The 17,508-nt window shown below is 46.0% G+C and carries 16 protein-coding genes and 1 pseudogene; 13 read left to right on the top strand and 4 right to left on the bottom strand.

The features are described from left to right. Positions 1–193, top strand: a pseudogene (locus tag QUB12_RS06700) (hypothetical protein); the annotation flags it as partial. Positions 194–346: 153 nt separating this feature from the next. Here QUB12_RS06700 and QUB12_RS06695 read toward each other — a convergent pair. Both QUB12_RS06695 and hemB read right to left on the bottom strand, forming a co-directional pair. Next, on the bottom strand, positions 347–835 hold the full coding sequence (locus tag QUB12_RS06695) for a GNAT family N-acetyltransferase (RefSeq protein WP_333145145.1): 489 nt from the start codon (positions 833–835) through the stop codon (positions 347–349). A 644-nt stretch (positions 836–1,479) separates the two neighbouring features. Then, positions 1,480–2,463: a porphobilinogen synthase gene (hemB, locus tag QUB12_RS06690; RefSeq protein WP_333107810.1), complete on the bottom strand. Its 984-nt coding sequence runs from the start codon at positions 2,461–2,463 to the stop codon at positions 1,480–1,482. Between the two features lie 374 nt (positions 2,464–2,837). On the opposite strand from hemB, the gene QUB12_RS06685 reads away from it, so the two are divergent. Continuing rightward, positions 2,838–3,830 carry a DUF1517 domain-containing protein gene (locus tag QUB12_RS06685; protein WP_333145146.1) on the top strand — a complete coding sequence of 331 codons (993 nt, stop codon included), beginning with the start codon at positions 2,838–2,840 and terminating at the stop codon, positions 3,828–3,830. Positions 3,831–4,158: 328 nt separating this feature from the next. After that, on the top strand, positions 4,159–4,713 hold the full coding sequence (locus tag QUB12_RS06680) for a cyclic nucleotide-binding domain-containing protein (protein ID WP_333145147.1): 555 nt from the start codon (positions 4,159–4,161) through the stop codon (positions 4,711–4,713). 494 nt (positions 4,714–5,207) lie between these two features. On the opposite strand, the gene QUB12_RS06675 is transcribed toward QUB12_RS06680, so the two are convergent. Together QUB12_RS06675 and QUB12_RS06670 are read right to left on the bottom strand one after the other, a co-directional pair. Further along, a complete protein-coding gene (locus QUB12_RS06675; RefSeq protein ID WP_333145148.1) occupies positions 5,208–5,654 on the bottom strand; it encodes a hypothetical protein in 447 nt (148 codons plus the stop codon). Between the two features lie 325 nt (positions 5,655–5,979). Further along, positions 5,980–6,750, bottom strand: a complete 771-nt coding sequence (locus QUB12_RS06670; protein WP_333306076.1) for a hypothetical protein — start codon at positions 6,748–6,750, stop codon at positions 5,980–5,982. A 1,136-nt stretch (positions 6,751–7,886) separates the two neighbouring features. Here QUB12_RS06670 and QUB12_RS06665 point away from each other — a divergent pair. The 10 genes from QUB12_RS06665 (at position 7,887) to QUB12_RS06620 (ending at position 17,395) form a co-directional block, all read left to right on the top strand. Further along, positions 7,887–8,585, top strand: a complete 699-nt coding sequence (locus QUB12_RS06665) for a class I SAM-dependent methyltransferase (RefSeq protein ID WP_333306073.1) — start codon at positions 7,887–7,889, stop codon at positions 8,583–8,585. Positions 8,586–8,779: 194 nt separating this feature from the next. Then, entirely contained in the window at positions 8,780–9,406 is a 627-nt protein-coding gene (locus QUB12_RS06660) for a 7-carboxy-7-deazaguanine synthase QueE (RefSeq protein WP_333306071.1), read from the top strand. 121 nt (positions 9,407–9,527) lie between these two features. After that, the gene (locus QUB12_RS06655) at positions 9,528–9,971 is read left to right on the top strand and encodes a retroviral-like aspartic protease family protein (RefSeq protein ID WP_333306099.1); all 444 of its coding nucleotides are present in this window, start codon (positions 9,528–9,530) and stop codon (positions 9,969–9,971) included. Positions 9,972–10,044: 73 nt separating this feature from the next. Continuing rightward, complete coding sequence (gene uvrA / locus QUB12_RS06650) at positions 10,045–13,008, top strand: excinuclease ABC subunit UvrA (RefSeq protein WP_333306069.1); 2,964 nt, start codon at positions 10,045–10,047, stop codon at positions 13,006–13,008. Positions 13,009–13,854: 846 nt separating this feature from the next. Continuing rightward, entirely contained in the window at positions 13,855–14,223 is a 369-nt protein-coding gene (locus QUB12_RS06645) for a hypothetical protein (protein WP_333145154.1), read from the top strand. Next, positions 14,123–14,539: a XisH family protein gene (locus QUB12_RS06640; RefSeq protein ID WP_333145155.1), complete on the top strand. Its 417-nt coding sequence runs from the start codon at positions 14,123–14,125 to the stop codon at positions 14,537–14,539. The genes QUB12_RS06645 and QUB12_RS06640 overlap by 101 nt, the downstream gene beginning before the upstream one ends. Further along, complete coding sequence (locus QUB12_RS06635; protein ID WP_333145157.1) at positions 14,527–14,847, top strand: element excision factor XisI family protein; 321 nt, start codon at positions 14,527–14,529, stop codon at positions 14,845–14,847. Before QUB12_RS06640 ends, QUB12_RS06635 begins: the two co-directional genes overlap by 13 nt. Positions 14,848–14,962: 115 nt before the next feature. Further along, positions 14,963–15,256, top strand: coding sequence for a type II toxin-antitoxin system HigB family toxin (locus tag QUB12_RS06630; protein ID WP_333306068.1), 294 nt, complete (start codon positions 14,963–14,965; stop codon positions 15,254–15,256). A gap of 14 nt (positions 15,257–15,270) precedes the next feature. Beyond that, positions 15,271–15,648, top strand: coding sequence for a transcriptional regulator (locus tag QUB12_RS06625; protein WP_333107684.1), 378 nt, complete (start codon positions 15,271–15,273; stop codon positions 15,646–15,648). Positions 15,649–15,844: 196 nt separating this feature from the next. Then, positions 15,845–17,395 (top strand): ATP-binding protein, encoded by a 1,551-nt coding sequence (locus QUB12_RS06620; RefSeq protein ID WP_333107685.1) that lies wholly within the window; start codon positions 15,845–15,847, stop codon positions 17,393–17,395. The last annotated feature ends 113 nt before the right edge of the window (positions 17,396–17,508 follow it).

Here is a 17,508-nt window from a genome sequence, read left to right as displayed (position 1 = left end):
TTGTGGAACAGGCACCATTGTAAGCAACAGGCAAGATGCCTGTTCCACAAGAGATGAATTTTATTGTGGAACAGGCACCATTGTAAGCAACAGGCAAGATGCCTGTTCCACAAGAGATGAATTTTATTGTGGAACAGGCATCTTGCCTGTTCCTAAAAGGCTAATTGAGAATGGTGCAACATATGAAATGTAACGCAGGTGGGAAAGAGGGCAAAGGATTTAACAGATGTAACGGAGGCGGGAAGAGGTTCGAGGGAAGATGAAAGAAGGAAATTATTTATAGGGAGTAAGGTGCGCTGCGACGCACCCTACATATTATAGATTTTGGTGCAATTTTTGTGCGGATTTAACAATTAGCAGTTAGCAATTCGCCGTTGCTAATTTCTAATTCGAGATTCTCTTCTAGAAGCTGATTTTCAAGTACCATTGTGGTGCTAGCGTTTTGCTGAAAACCGATGCGCTCGTAGAAGCTTTGTTTGTAAGTTGTCATCAGGTAAACTCGCTCTACTCGGCACATCCGAGGGTGACTCAAGACGGTTTGCACTAATTTACGGCCGAGTCCTGCACCTTGGTAATCCGGGTGAATGGCGACATCCCAGATGGTAGCTCGATAGATGCCATCTGAGGTGGCTCTGGCAAAGCCGATCGCCCGTGAGCCGTCCCAAACTGTAACAACTGGTTCGCTGTTGGCGAGCGCAATTTCCCAATCTTCTATCTTGCGTTCCCTCGCCCAAAAGGCGGCGGCTTTAAATAGTTCTTGGATCTGTACGATGTCGGCGCGATCGCGACCTATACAAAATTGAATGTGACTGGAATCCCTAGTCGTTGATGTCATGCTCAATCTGCCTTGAATTTGTATCTCAACTGTGTTACTTTTACTGTTTTACACGAGTGAAAGTTAATTTTGCTTGGGAACGATCAATGGTTGAATTCCCCATTTACAAAACTATTTTTATTCATACATATTTTCTAACTAATTTCGGTGATGATTAATACTTTTTGGGGTAAATTTTGAAAAAAAGTCTTTGACTCAAAATTCCCAACTTATAACTCATACCATTTGATATTTGAGATGAGAGATTTTAGATGGGGAATGACTGATTTTTTAGGGGTTGGGAGTTTGTCTACAGAGAAACCGGGTTTTTTCATAGCCATACTTCGTTACAACAGAAATGTTGCACCATTGTCAATAAGCTTTTTATGAACAGGCTTTTCGGCCTGTTCCACAAAGAGTGAATTTTCTTGTGGAACAGGCCGGAAAGCCTGTTCCACAAGAATGGTGCAATATCTCAGTTACAGCCCACTGAAACGGTAAAAACCCGGTTTCGAGGCGTCGTGTATCGGTAAGCGTAAGCTATAGCTAGTGTCTTGCCTAATTGCTCAAAAATCATCTATCGAGAGAGGTGTTGACTCCACAAGAACACCCGAATATTGTGCTGTGGAGTCAATTCTTTAATCTCTAATCTCAAATCGAGTGAATCAGTTTTGCAGCCAGCGGGCGGCGTCTTTGGCGTGATAAGTCAAAATCAAATCACAACCAGCACGCTTGAATCCTGTCAAAGTTTCCATAACTACTCTTTCTTCATCTATCCAACCGTTGAGGGCGGCGGCTTTCACCATCGCATATTCTCCAGAAACGTTGTAAGCAGCAACTGGCAGGTTAGTTGCTTCCTTCACGCGCCAGATGATGTCCATGTAAGCTAAAGCGGGTTTAACCATGAGCATATCTGCGCCTTCGGCAATGTCGAGAGCAATTTCTTTCAGAGCTTCGCGGCCGTTTCCGGGGTCCATTTGATAGGTGCGCCGATCGCCAAATTGCGGAGCAGACTCTGCTGCATCCCGGAATGGGCCATAATAAGCTGAGGCGTATTTTGCCGCGTAAGACATGATAGGAATATCTTCAAATCCAGCGGAGTCCAATCCTTCGCGAATTGCTCCGACAAAACCGTCCATCATTCCCGAAGGTGCGATAATATCTGCACCGGCTTTAGCTTGAGCCACTGCGGTTTTCTTGAGCAATTCTAGTGTGGGATCGTTCAAGACGCGGCCGCTTAAATCTCCGACTTCCAAATAGCCGCAGTGACCGTGACTGGTATATTCACACAGACAAGTATCGACCATGACGATTAAATCTGGTACAGCTTTTTTAACCGCTTCCGTCGCTTGTTGAACGATGCCACAGTCGTGCCAAGCACCTGTCGCGTCTGTATCTTTGTCTGCGGGAATGCCGAATAAAATAATAGCCGGAATGCCGAGGTCGTAGACTTCTTTTGCTTCTTCTACTATTTTGTCTACCGATAGCTGGTAAACTCCCGGCATCGATGTGACTTCTTTGGCAAAAGCTTCCCCCGGTACGGCAAATAGGGGGTAAATTAAATCGCTGGTGGTCAAGATATTTTCGCGTACCATCCGGCGGAGTTGGGGATGGTTGCGGAGGCGGCGGGGGCGGTGAGTTGGAAACATAATGTTTTTTTTACGGTAGATAAAGCCCTGTTTTTGAGGACTCGCGGCGTTTCTTTAAAAGTCTAGAGCTTATTGTTGGCCGATCGCCCTGGACTTAAGTAAACTTCTGTAAAACCCGCGATGTCGATTAGACCTAGAAGTGAAAATCAAGTCTTGAACAGGCAAGATGCCTGTTCCACAATAATTATTCCAGAGGTCTATTGTTCTCCGCATCGGAATGCAAGTCCTTTCTAGCTTTTCTCGTTTGCAGACTCAGGCATAACTGTGGTGGGATCGGTTGGTACGGATATCTCGCTGGCTTCACACCTATAACCAGGCTGCCCAGAAGCGAGGATAGACTGTAAATTATAAATGTATCGAATAGTAACGGTCTTATGTACAAGCAACTAATTTCAAAGATCAAACCGCTTTTGAAATCACTATTTGCGATCGGTCTGGTACTGACGCTAGCCCTCGGTAACGCTGATGGAGCTCTGGCTGCCCGCAGCGGCGGACGCATCGGCGGCGGATCTTTTAGTGCTCCGGCGCGCAGTTACTCGTCTCCTAGTCGCACTTACGCGCCGTCGGGAGGAGGCTACTACCCCGGCGGCTATGGTGGCGGCTTTGGCGGCGGCTTCGGTTTCCCGTTCTTACTGCCGTTTTTTGGCTTTGGGGGCGGGTTTGGTGGCCTATTCTCGATTTTGATTTTTATTTCGATCGCTAATTTCCTCGTCCAAAGCTTCCGCCGCGCCGGGGGCGGAACTGACGAACTGGGCAACAGTGCCCCTACTACCACTGTATCTGTCGCCCGCTTGCAAGTTGGTTTGCTAGCAGAGGCCCGTGGTTTGCAAGCCGAACTCGACTCCCTAGCGCGAAAAGCGGATACCGATACAGCGACAGGTCGCGCTCAAGTGCTGCAAGAATCTACTCTGGCGCTGCTGCGGCATCCTGAATACTGGGTTTACGCGGGCGCTGAATCTGTGCAAACTCGCTTGGAAGCAGCCGAAGCTAAGTTTAATCAACTTTCTTTGGCAGAACGCAGTAAATTTACTGAAGAAACGCTCTCGAATTATAACAATCAGCTCCGGCAAGCAGGGAGCAGCAATATCCTGCCAGGTTTGCAGGAAAATGGGGCGCTGGTGGCTTCTGATGTGAATTCAGATCCTGGGGAATTTATTGTGGTGACGGTGATTGTGGGTACTCAAGGCAAATTGCAATTGCCAGCAGTGAAAAACTCTGAAGATTTGCGCCAAGCTTTGCGTCAGATTGGGGGAGTATCGAGCGAGCAGTTGCTGGCGGTTGAGGTGCTGTGGACTCCTCAAGCCAACGGGGACACTCTGACTGCTGACGATATGTTGGCCGGCTATCCTGATTTGCGATCGATTTAGTGAGCAAGACTGGGCGCGGAGCATTGTCTACCGCGCCCCATCCCGCCGCCAAGCTGGGCGGGTGAACCCAATTGCTTTTGAGACGCGAATTTCGCGGGATGTTGGGGAGGTCGATCGAGTTAAAGAAGATTGTTTAACAAATGCTAGTATTTAGAGATTATGATTCAGTGTGATTCATTTGCTATGGGCAAAGCCTGCTCGATAGGGGTTTTGCGAAGAAGTTAGGCAGGATAAAAAAACTGTATTCAGCGAGGACTGCTTCGGAAGAAGTTGCGATCGCGCCCATCTAAATTTTATATAAAGAAGAAGCGATCGAGAGCTAAAACTTATGGCCGACAGCAGCAGAAAAAAAGCACTTTTTATTTTGAGCCAGTTAAATAATGACGATATCAACTGGATCGTTCAAAAAGGCAAAAAGGAAGTTCTATATCCGGGTGGGATTTTGATCCAGGAAGGGAGACAGATAGATGCGCTATACATTGTTTTGAAGGGGAGTTTGAGCGTTTTAATCGAGGCTGAGCGGACTAGAGAGCTCGCTAAAATAGCCAGCGGAGAACTGGTGGGAGAAGTCTCTTTCATTGACGCTCGCCCTCCTTTAGCAACGGTAAAGGCGATCGAAGAAACTCACTTGCTGGCAATTCCTAGGCGGCAGTTAGTAATCAAACTTCAAAACGATATGGGCTTTGCTTCCCGGTTTTATTATGGCATTTCACTGTGTCTGGCAGATAGGATGCGCGGTACGATCCGACATATAGAATATGGTCGCAATATTGAATTAGATCAACCAGAATTTGAACGCGAGGATATCAATCCTAACGTTCTGGAAAATTTGGCGCTAGCTGAGGCTAAGTTTAATTGGCTGAGGGAAAATGTTAAAGCTTGAGTAATTTTAAGGCGTTTTTGAGCTGGGTCTGAAAACTGGCCGATTGATACGGTAATTGAGAGGTGTACGATGTAACTCACATCTTGCACCATTCTGAAGAACAGGCAAGATGCCTGTTCCACAATAAAATTCATCTCTTGTGGAACAGGCATCTTGCCTGTTCCTAAACAAGTAATTGAGAATGGTGCAATATCTCAGATGTAACTCACATCTTGCACCATTCTCAAGAAAAGGGTTTCCTGCCTGTTCCACAAAGAATGAGTTTTATTGTGAGGAGTAGGGGTCGGGCAGGAGACCCAGCCCAAAAAAGGATTATTGATATTGGTGCAAGATGTACGATGTAAAGTCTCAACTCAAAAAACAGATGTGGAAAACAAAATAGGGGCGGGTTTTACCGGAAATATCGATCGATAATTGCCGGAACTATAAAAACCCGCCCCTGTGCTTTGCAGTTGCAACCTCGCGCGCTGAAACGCAACTACCAACCACACAATCTAGATAATGCCCGGCCCTTTGCCACGGGTGTCTGCATCCATTGTCAGTTTTCCTTCCTCGCCTTTTTTATCTTTGATTTCTGCGAGAATTCGAGCGCGTTCTGCAGCTTCGGCTTCTTCTTTTGCTCTCAAATCGCCCGGTTCGTTGATGTACATTTCCGGTTCGACCGCGTAATTGTTAACCAGACCTTCTCTGTCTACTGTATAACCATCTGTGGTGTGAATGCTTTCGTCATCGGTTTGGTCATCAGTTTTTGCACTTTTCTGCTTCGCTTCGGTGGTTGTGTGCATGAAGTTAGCGCCTTCGCGGTCTTGCCGCGCTGCTGTCTCCGCAGGAGTAATGCCCCTGTCGTAGTGGGGGGCTTCCATATTGGCTTCGATTTGTTCGTCGGCCGGTGTTGATTTGCTAACTTCTTCTTTGGGGGGTATTGGTTGGCGATTAGTCATGATTTATTCCTGAGTTATCTTTTCAAAAAGGTCTTTGGCTTATGTTTAAATATTAATCCCAAGCTAGCTCATTCACAAACTATCTTTGGTTATAGTTTGCGAAAAATTGCGGTTAGGGAAAATACCTTTATTGAGTCTTCCTCAAGAGTGAGAAAATTCTGTTTTTATTAAAATTTTCACTATTTGCGACTATTTGGCATCTATCTAAAGATTGGGAATTGGGAATTGGGCATCGGGCATCGGGCATTGGTAACTAATGACAACAGACAACTGTCAACAGTCAACTGTCAACAGACAACTGTCAACAGTCAACTATCAACTGACTTTACGATTCTTTAAAGAAGCGGATGATTTCGCGGACGTGGTTGAGAAATTGTCCGTCATCGGTGAGTTGGGCGATCGCACTTTCTGCATCTCTTCTCAGTTTAGTGTGTTCTGCCTGATTTGTTACTTGCAAAGATTGTAGAGATGCGGATAAAGTAGTTAATTCTCTTCTGATAGCTTCCCGTTCCCGATTTTGGACAGCCACCCGCGAAGTCGGATTGTCTGAACTTAATTGATTGCTCAAATCTTTAACTGTAGATTCTAATACTGCAAAGCGGCTGCGGAGTTCGACAATATCTTCACGGGGGTACAAAAATTGGCGGCGGATAGTTGTCAGCCGTTGGGCTAAATACTGATAACCTCGGATAGCTGGACGCAGTACAGTTAACAGCAGTGCAGCAGCGGAACTGAGATAGCCAATAGCACTAATTCCGGCGGCGGCTAGGGCGTAAAGTACGATCGCGCTAAACAGGTGAAGTGCGATCGCCGCAAAGAGCGATCGGCTAACTAATACAGTAACGTATTTGACTTGTTCCTGATCGACAGCAATGTTTTTTTTAGTCGATTCTGCGGCTTGCGCTAAAACTTCTTTAGCTTCAAAATGGATATTCCAGGGAACTGTAACTATCAGCAACAGCCATTCAAAAATAGCAATGGCAATTATCCAATCAATAAAACTGCCGGCGGAGACGTGCAGCCATTGCAGAATGGCAAAAACTAGCAGCAAAAATATGCCTGTGGCGGCACCAAAACCTGCGAAAGTGTAATACATAGCGATTGCCTTGGTAGAATGTTGTTTTGATTGTGGGTAGGTGGTTTAGGTCTGGAGTAATAAACTGTGACAGTTAAGTGAGCGTCCTATTAATCCCGGTTCATTAGTTATGAGTAAAAGTGCAGACCAAGGGTTGCGATAAACCTGTTTTTTCCCACAAATACTTGCTCTACCTCAATCGTGCAAGGTAGTGGAGATTTGGGGTAGGTTGTTTAGGTAGGGATTCATAAGGTGTGACAGTTAAGAAATCGTCCTATTGAACCCAGTTTATTAGTGATTAATAATCCTCCGGGAGACAAGGGTTTCCAGACGCCTGGTTTGTTCCAGCAACATACACGGGCTTGAACCCATCCATAATAGTTAAATGAAACGGTTTTTTGGTTTGGGATCGATTAAAAGGGCGGGTTTTTGAGATTGTCAATTATTGGCAGATATTGTTCGTGAACCCGCCCCTACCGTATTAGGGATAATCGATCGGACATGATATAAGTCCTCAATAATTACTCATTGACGATTAAGTAGAACGACACAAAAAAACTTGACAATGTAACAAAATGTAAACGAATCACAACCTCTGGGATTGCTTCATTTCACTCGTAATGACATACTTATGTTTTTCGCAGTTCATCTAGTTAGTAATCAGGATGAAGTCAATGGATTTGAGATTTTAGATTTGAGATTAAAGAATTGAAGCATTGACCCCACGGATGAATCCGGGGGCTTGTATCCTGGATGCTTTCGGTCACTTTCTCCCCAACTCATACCATTTGAGATTTGAGATTTGAGATGGGGAATGGCTGATTATGTATGGGTTTGCAGATTGTCTACAGTTGCATTCATTTTTTGAACTCGTATCACTAACGGCGTTACGCGGTGCTAGAAAAGCAGGAATCTCAAAACGCTCCCCTCTATCCATTTTTATTTTCCAGAGCGGCTATTTCACCTGTAGCTGAGATAAACTGATTTGGAAGTAGAGCGCGCGTTTTGCAAGTTGCCTCTGTGTAACCGAGACACTGCTACTGCAACCTGCCATCAGCCACAGCAAAATAGATGCCAAAATTAACTCTACATTCTGCGATTTCCATTAACAGGGCGTCTACAATCTCAAATCAAAAGTCAGCAGCAAGGACAAACCGATGACGAACTCAACTCTTGGCCTAGAACATAAACTTTACGATTATCTGTTATCTATTTCTCTGCGGGAGCCAGATATTCTCGCTTCACTACGGGAAGAAACTGCTAAGCATCCTATGGGGATGATGCAGATTGCTCCCGAACAAGGTCAGTTTATGGAGCTCATTGTGCAGCTTATGGGAGCGACCAAAACCTTAGAAATTGGCGTTTTTACTGGTTATAGCTCGCTGTGCGTAGCTTTAGCGCTGCCTCCTAACGGTCAAATTATTGCCTGCGATGTCAGCGAGGAATATACTGCGATCGCACGACGCTATTGGGAAGCGGCGGGCGTGGCTAATAAGATTTCTTTGCAGTTAGGCCCAGCAATAAATACTCTCGACAAACTAATAGCCGAGGGACAAGCTGGAACCTTTGATTTTGCCTTCATCGACGCCGATAAAGAAAATTATGAGGCTTATTTTGAGCGATCGCTGCAACTTGTACGCAATGGCGGTTTAATTGTAATTGACAATGTTCTGTGGTCTGGACGAGTTGCCGATCCTCAAGTACAAGACGAAAGCACCCTCGCCATTCGTAGTTTCAACGACAAATTGCGTAACGATCCCAGAGTTACTCTCAGTGTTGTCCCCATTGCTGACGGACTGACTTTGGCCTTGAAACGCCGTTGGGCTACTATGATGGAACCGGAACAGCATAATTAAAGAGTTGTTTGCGGTTTGCGGTTCATTTTAAAATTGCCACAAACTGCTAATTATTCAAGAATATACAAGTCAGTTTTATATATAGACTAAGGTGTGCGGGGCGCACCCTATAAACTCAAAATTATAGAGTAAGGTGCGCTGGGCGCACTCTACAGAATGATGTATTTTTTAGTTAATCAGAGGTGTAACTTCGGGTGTCTAATTTACAGGTAAAATTACCAATTCACGAAACTTTTCAGTGTACCGTTCAAGGCGAAGGTTACTGGACGGGGACTTTAGTTGATTTTATTAGATTGGCAGGTTGCCCTGTGGGGTGTCCTTGGTGCGACACAGGCTACGAAAATGGGGGCAAAGGTTTGCCGTCTGTGCCGCAGTCGATCGCCCAATTGCTCGCTCAATTGCAGTCTCCGAGAGTTGTCATTACTGGCGGCGAACCTTTCATTCACCGCGATTTGCCGGAGTTAGTTGAAGCTTTGTTAGAAGCTGATAAGCAGGTGAGTATTGAAACTTCGGGTGCTTGCTGGCAGGATGTTTCCCCGCAGGCCTGGATTACTCTTTCTCCGAAAGAACACGTCAATCCTAAATATCCGGTGCAAGAGCTTTTTTGGACTAGAGCAAATGAAATTAAGTTAGTGATTAGCACTGGCGAAGAAGTTGAATTTTATCACAATCATTTGCAAAATAATGTGAATCTTCCGGTTTTCTTGCAACCAGAATGGAACTCAAAAAGTTCAGCGATTCCTATTATTTTGGAATTGCTGAAACTAAATCCTAGTTACAGGCTATCTTTGCAAACTCACAAGTTTATTGGCGTCCAATAATTTGATGATTTAGCTAGAGCTATTCGTCAGGTGGGCGGTGCAGAATGGGGAGTGCATCGCCTTACAATTTGTGGAAATATGTGCTAAAATTAAAGCAGTAATTTATTATATTATGAAAGTTATGCAAGCAGCTACTGAAAATCAAATGGGAAAAGTTATCACAACCCTAGTAATTACGAATCGGCTGGATGAAGGGAAAGCAGAAGATGGTCTGATTCCCATCGAGCAAGTCAGGTCTGTTACTCTAGAAAATGTTTTGGTGGATACGGGCGCGACAACTTTGTGTTTGCCTAAAGATGTCATTGCCAGACTGGGTTTGAAAATTCTCAAGCAAGTGGTTGTTGAGACTGCAACGGGTATTAGTGAGGCGAGGATTTTTCGGGATGCTTCGATTTCTCTGTGCGGGCGCGAAGGGACTTTTGAGTGTTTGGAATTGCCAGAGGGGAAAACTCCACTTTTAGGGGTGATTCCGATGGAAGCGCTGGGAATTGAAGTGGATTTGAAAAATCAAAGATTGAAGGTTTTGCCCGACGGGCCGACGGAAACTTATTTGACAATTCTTTGATATTCTTGAGTTTGGATGCCAGCTATTCGATCGGCAGCGCTAAGATGGTTAAGCACTGTTTTGCACTACTCTCATGTCCCAACGCGCCGAAACCTCAAACAGCCAGCCAAGTGCATCCCGCAACGGGCATAATGTGACGAATTCTCACTCTAACAACCAAAATACGATTCGGGTTCGCGGTGCGAGACAGCACAACCTGAAAAATATCGATCTGGAACTGCCGCGCGATCGCCTGATCGTTTTTACTGGTGTCTCCGGTTCTGGTAAGTCTTCCCTCGCTTTCGATACAATTTTTGCCGAGGGACAGCGCCGCTACGTCGAGTCTCTCAGCGCTTACGCGCGCCAGTTTTTGGGACAGTTGGACAAACCGGATGTGGACGCGATCGAGGGGTTGAGTCCGGCTATTTCGATCGACCAAAAGTCAACTTCTCACAACCCGCGATCGACTGTTGGCACTGTTACAGAAATTTACGATTATCTCAGATTGCTGTACGGCAGAGCCGGCGAACCGCACTGTCCGATTTGCGATCGCTGCATTGCGCCGCAGACAATTGATGAAATGTGCGATCGAGTCATGGCACTTCCAGACGGCACTCGCTTTCACCTTCTGGCACCAGTTGTGCGCGGAAAAAAAGGCACTCACCGCAAATTATTGTCGAGTTTAGCTGCGGAAGGATTTATTCGTGTCAAAGTTAACGGAGAAATTTTAGAACTTTCGGAAAATATCGAATTAGATAAAAATCATACGCACAATATCGAGATAGTTGTCGATCGGTTAATTAAAAAACCCGGTTTAGAAGAACGTTTAGTTGATTCTCTGGCAACTTGTTTGCGCCATTCAGAGGGAATTGCGATTATTGAAGAGTTACCGAGTGATGAAAATTCCCAACCACAGGGGCCGATCGTATTTTCCGAAAACTTTGCTTGTCCCGAACACGGCGCGGTAATGGAGGAACTTTCCCCCCGGTTATTTTCGTTTAATTCGCCCTACGGCGCGTGCCAAAACTGTCACGGTTTGGGGAGTTTGCGGACTTTTGCGCCGGATTTGGTAGTTCCCGACGAGAAAGCGCCTCTTTATTGTGCGATCGCGCCTTGGTCAGACAAAGACAATTCCTATTATCTCTCTCTGCTTTGCAGTATTGCGGATACTTGCGGGTTTGATATCGACACTCCTTGGTATCGATTAAAGCCCGAACACCAGCGAGTAATTTTGTACGGCAATGAGTCCAAGGGTACTTCAGAAAGTAAGAAGCGAGACGGCAACACCACCGATTTGAGGAGAGATTTTAAGGGCGTGATTTCCATGTTGCAGCGCCAGTACGACGATACTGGTTCTGATTTGATCAAGCAGAAGTTGGAACAGTATCGGGTCGATCGCTCTTGCGAGGTTTGTCACGGCAAGCGCTTGAAAACCGAGGCGCTTTCGGTGCGGTTGGGACAGTACGGAATTGTGGATTTAACCAGTATTTCGATTCGCGAATGCCGCGAACGAGTAAATAATTTGGGATTGAGCGATCGGCAATTCCAAATATCCGATTTAGCCCTCAGAGAAATCAAAGCAAGGCTGCAATTTTTGCTCGATGTCGGGTTAGATTACCTGACTTTAGACCGCGCAGCAATGACGCTTTCTGGCGGAGAAGCGCAGCGAATTCGGCTGGCGACTCAAATCGGTTCGGGTTTGACAGGAGTGCTCTACGTTTTGGACGAACCCAGCATCGGACTCCACCAAAGAGACAACTTTCGCCTGCTGCAAACCTTAACAAAACTGCGCGATTTAGGCAATACTTTGATTGTGGTAGAACACGATGAAGAAACCATGCGAGCGGCAGACCATATTGTCGATATCGGGCCCGGTGCTGGCGTGCACGGCGGCAAAATTATCTCGCAAGGAAGTTTAGAAAATTTGCTGGCAGCCGAAGAATCTTTGACCGGGGCTTATTTGTCTGGAAAGCGAGTAATTGAAACGCCTAATGAAAGGAGAAAAGGCAACGGCAAAGCTCTCTCAATCATCAATGCGACGCGCAACAATTTAAAAAATATCGATGTGGAAATTCCCCTGGGAAAACTCGTCTGCGTGACGGGGGTTTCCGGTTCGGGAAAATCAACTTTAATCAATGAATTGCTGTACCCGTCGCTGCAACACTATATCACCAAAAAAGTCCCTTTACCACCCGACATGGACGCCCTCAAAACTAAAGGCGAACGCTCTCTAGAGGATGTGATTGATAAGGTAATTGTCATCGATCAATCTCCCATCGGCCGCACTCCGCGTTCTAATCCCGCTACTTACACGGGAGTCTTTGATGTGATTCGCGATTTGTTTGCCGAAAGCATTGAAGCGAAGACAAGAGGTTACAAAGCGGGGCAGTTTTCTTTTAACGTCAAAGGAGGAAGGTGCGAAGCTTGCGGCGGCCAAGGCGTGAACGTGATTTCGATGAATTTTCTGCCGGATGTTTACGTGCAGTGCGAGGTTTGCAAAGGTGCACGGTACAACCGGGAAACACTGCAAGTGAAGTATAAAGGCAAGTCGATTTCTGATGTTTTGAACATGACTGTAGAGGAATCTTTGGAGATGTTTAAAAATATTCCCAGGGCGGGCGTCAGACTGCAAACTTTGGTTGATGTTGGTTTAGGTTACATTCAGTTGGGACAGCCGGCGCCGACGCTTTCTGGGGGCGAAGCGCAGCGGGTAAAATTGGCAACGGAACTGTCGCGCCGCGCTACTGGGAAGACGCTTTATTTGATCGATGAACCGACGACTGGTTTGTCGTTTTATGATGTTCACCATTTGTTAAATGTGCTGCAAAGATTGGTGGATAAGGGTAATTCAATTTTGGTAATCGAACACAATTTAGATGTGATTCGGTGCTGCGATTGGGCGATCGATTTGGGGCCCGAAGGGGGAGATAAGGGCGGCGAGATTATTGTGGCGGGAACGCCGGAGGATGTGGCGGCAAATCAGAGGTCTTATACTGGGAAGTATTTGCAAGCGGTTTTGCAGCAGCATCCTTTGGGGGAGGCTGTAGCCGTTAGTTAATACTAACAGGAATTACGCAATTCTCATAATTAGTAAGGTGCGTCAGATATTTAAACCTTCAATAATCGTTTAAGAAACTCACCTGACGCACCCTACAATTAAAATACTATTACAAGTTAGTCTGCTTAGTCGTCAGAGAGTTCTGCTCTGCAATCCGATCGGCTCTGGGACAGAGGTATACTGGTACAAATTAGCCAAGCTTCATCAAGGAAAACAATGGGTGCAAAATTTAACTTTGTATGTCCTGGTTGTGGGTACATAGCAAAATGGGTTTCTGGCCATCGGGACGTTGGAATGATCGCTGTTGTTAGAACAATGACCTGTGAAGATTGTGAAGCAGTAGTTGACGTTCTGATTGGGCGCGATGGCAAAGATGGCCCGACTGGCGATCCTAACTATGATAAGAGACTCAATATTTGTCCTAAATGTCAAGGATCGCGGCTCTATCGCTGGCCTAGTAAACATCCTTGCCCAAAGTGTGATGCCAAGATGATTAAGGATGAAACATCGATGATGTTCTGGGATTAGAAAAGGCTTTGAAATTTGCATGAGGGGCATAGTTTTTCCTGGGAGTTGTACAGTGCCTCTAGCTTTTAATCTTTACAGTTTGGGGGCTTGGTCTAACATTTCAGTGCTTTCAAATGATTAATACTAATAATATCGTCGTTTAAGAGTATTTAAAATGCTGGATAGAAGTTTTATGACAGCGATCGTTAGCCCGTATTTTGAAGCTCAGGGTTCTTGACAAAGGCTTTATCAATTCACGGCGTTCCGAGTAACTTTTATCCTTTCTATTCGGGTACAGCACAGTAAACTGAGAGCAACCCCTTTAACCCCAATTAACCTATGCCACGCTGGTTCAATACCGCAGGCCCATGCCAAGCAGACATTCATTACGTGCTACCCCCAACACTGCGCTTACCGGGCTTAGAACGGTTAATCGCTCAACGCAACTATTTCGTCATCCATGCACCCCGACAAGTCGGTAAAACCACCGCCATGCTAGCTTTAGCCAAACAACTCACCGACAGCGGACAATACACCGCCGTCATTGTTTCGGTGGAAGTCGGTACACCCTTAAGTTCCGATGTAAATCCTTGGGTACAATCTAAAAATGGCAAAGGATCTCTTCCACAACAGGGTCAAAATCGCCCTACAAAAAGATGGCTGGAAGATTACCCACGATCCCTACCAGTTACGCTATGGTGTTGCTGATGTATACATCGATCTTGCAGCCGAAGAAGCGATCGCCGCTGAAAAAGAAGGACGTAAAATAGCTGTAGAAGTCAAAAGTTTCGCAGGTGGCTCCACCATTTCTGAATTCCACACCGCCCTCGGTCAATTCCTCAACTATCGCGTTGCCATCGAAGTCTCTAGTGAACCAGAACGTATACTGTATCTGGCAGTGCCCACCGATACCTACCAAATGTTTCTCAGATTTGAACCCGCAAAAACTGTCATCGAACGTTATGAAATCCGACTAATTATTTACAATCCAACTCGTGAGGCGATCGACCAATGGATAGACTAAACGAATACCGCAAAATTGTTTGTGACTTTCTCGAAGACTTTTCTACAAATGACGCAAATGCTCAGCTAATATTCGATTTCGCCCGCGATCGATACCTCGTTATGCACAACGAATGGCGCGAGGAATATCGCATCTATGGGTGTGCTATGCAGCTCGATATCATCGAAAATCAAATCTGGATTCAACACAACAGTACCGAAATCTACATCGAGCGAGAATTGATTCAACGCGGTGTGTTTTCTCAAGATATCATTTTTGGGTTTCGCTCCCCCAGCATCCGAAAACTCCTTGCCACCAACTATTCCTAGAGACAAAGATTCTGTGATAAAATGATGAGATAGCACGTTATTCTTTGCCCTCTGACAATGGCAGAACCGATATTTCAATTGTCTCGTGTTTCGGGAGTTCCAGTCACGAAGTTCTATGCGTATTTTGTCCCGCAGCACCTTGCGAAGCTTTTGGGAAACTCATCCAGATGCCTCAGAAGCACTAAAAACTTGGTACTACGAAGCGTCTCGCGCCGATTGGCAGAGTCCAGTCGATGTTAAGTCCGCTCATGGTAATGCCAGCATCATTGCCAACAATCGTGTTGTGTTCAACATCAAAGGCAATTCCTATCGGCTGATTGTTGCCATTCGTTATGACATCGGCATTATTTTTATCCGCTTTATTGGCACTCATGCCGAGTATGACAAGGTAGATGCAGAAACAATTTAAACACAAATTGATATATGGAAATACGTCCAATTAGAACCCAAACTGACTATCAGGATGCCCTTCGAGAGGTTGAGTTGCTGTTTAATGCAGCTCCTAATACACCTGAGTCCGATCGCCTAGATGTGCTCAGTACCCTAGTAGAAGCTTACGAGAAGGCACACTTTCCGATCGCAATACCCGATCCAATTGCAGCCATTCAATACTACATGGATGCCCGCGGATGGTCTGGTAGCGATTTGGAACAATGTATTGGCAGTCGAGTTAAAGTTTCTGAGATATTATCTCGCAAACGATCCTTGACTCTGGAAATGATTCGGAAGCTGAATCAAGAGTTAGGAATTCCCGCTGAGATTCTCATCCAGCCCTATGAGTCGCTACAAACCTCCGCCTAACAATAGAACACCATTCCGACAACAGCACAGTAAACTGAGAGTGACCCCATTTGGGAGCATCTCAGTTTTGTAAAAAGCATTTTTTTTATTGTAGTGCGAGCGTCCCCGCTCGCGTATTGTACAATACGCGAGCGGGGACGCTCGCACTGTAAATGCAAAACTGAGATGCTCCCCCCCATTTAGCCCCAATTAACCTATGCCACGCTGGTTCAATACCGCAGGCCCCTGTCGCGAAGACATCCACTATCTGCTCCCTGCTACCCGTCGCCTCCCCAACCTAGAGCGACTGATTGCTCAGCAGAACTATTTCGTCATTCATGCACCCCGACAAGTGGGTAAAACCACCGCCATGCTAGCTTTAGCCAAACAACTCACCGACAGCGGACAATACACCGCCGTCATGGTTTCGGCTGAAGTCGGCGCACCCTTCAGTCAAGACATCGCAGGTGCAGAAGAGGCGATTTTGGCTGCTTGGCGGCGGGCGATTTCCGTCCGACTTCCCCAGGAATTACAGCCTCCTGCTTGGCCTTCGTTGGAATCGGGACAGCGAATCGGCGATGCACTGAGTCTTTGGGCGCAAGCATCCCCTCGTCCTTTGGTAATTTTTATTGATGAAATTGACGCACTGCAAGACCAAGCCTTGATTTCCATCTTGCGCCAACTGCGCGATGCTTATCCCAATCGTCCTAAAGCTTTTCCTCAATCCGTTGGCTTAATCGGTTTGCGAGATGTTCGCGATTACAAAGTCGCTGCGGGTGGTAGCGACAGACTCAATACTTCTAGTCCGTTTAATATTAAAGTGCGATCGCTAACTTTACGCAATTTTAACGCCGAAGAAGTCGCCGAACTCTACGCACAACACACTCAAGATACCGGACAAGTTTTTACACCCGAAGCAACAGCCTTAGCCTTTGAATTGACTCAGGGACAGCCTTGGTTAGTCAATGCGCTAGCCAAGGAAATAGTAGAAGAATTAGTTACTGATGAATCGATCGCAATTACAGCCGACCATATTTTAACAGCTAAAGAAATTATAATTCAACGTCAAGATACGCATTTGGATAGTTTGGCAGAACGACTCCGAGAAAATCGAGTCAAAGCGATTATCGAGCCGATTTTAGCAGGACAAGAACTGCCCGAGTCTTCTAATGACGATCGCCAATACCTCGTAGATTTGGGCTTGCTAAAACGATCTCCGGCGGGGGGTTTAGTCATCGCCAATCCGATTTATCGAGAAGTTTTGCCGCGAGTCTTAGCCCAAGGACCGCAAGATAGTTTACCGATTATCAGTCCGAGTTGGTTGAACTCTCGCGGAGAACTGATGACCGATGCCTTACTCCAAGCTTTTATGGCCTTTTGGTTGCAACATGGCGAACCGTTACTCAAAAGTGCTTCCTATCCCGAAATAGCCCCTCATTTAGTGCTGATGGCGTTTCTGCATCGGGTGATTAATGGCGGGGGAACTTTGGAACGGGAATATGCGATCGGGCGCGATCGCATGGATCTATGTTTGCGCTACGGTGAGGTAACATTGGGTATTGAACTGAAGGTTTGGCGGACTAAGAAAGCCGACCCTCTGAGCAAAGGTTTGGAACAGTTAGATGGATATTTGGCTCGATTGGGACAGGATTCGGGTTGGTTGGTAATATTCGATCGCCGCGAGAATGCACCGGAAATCGAAGAACGGCTGAACACTGAGATTCATACTACTCCAATCGGGCGATCTGTTACTGTTATTCGAGCTTGAAGTTCTGTATAGGACTTACGCAGCCACAACCTAATTATGTCATTCTGACCGCAGGGAAGAATCTCAAGCCCTGGTAGATTCATTATCCGTGTATAACTCGTGTAAGAGTTAGC

Source organism: Microcoleus sp. B7-D4 (assembly GCF_036705125.1).
Classification (GTDB): domain Bacteria; phylum Cyanobacteriota; class Cyanobacteriia; order Cyanobacteriales; family Microcoleaceae; genus Microcoleus.
This window is presented reverse-complemented; position numbering and strand designations above follow the sequence as displayed.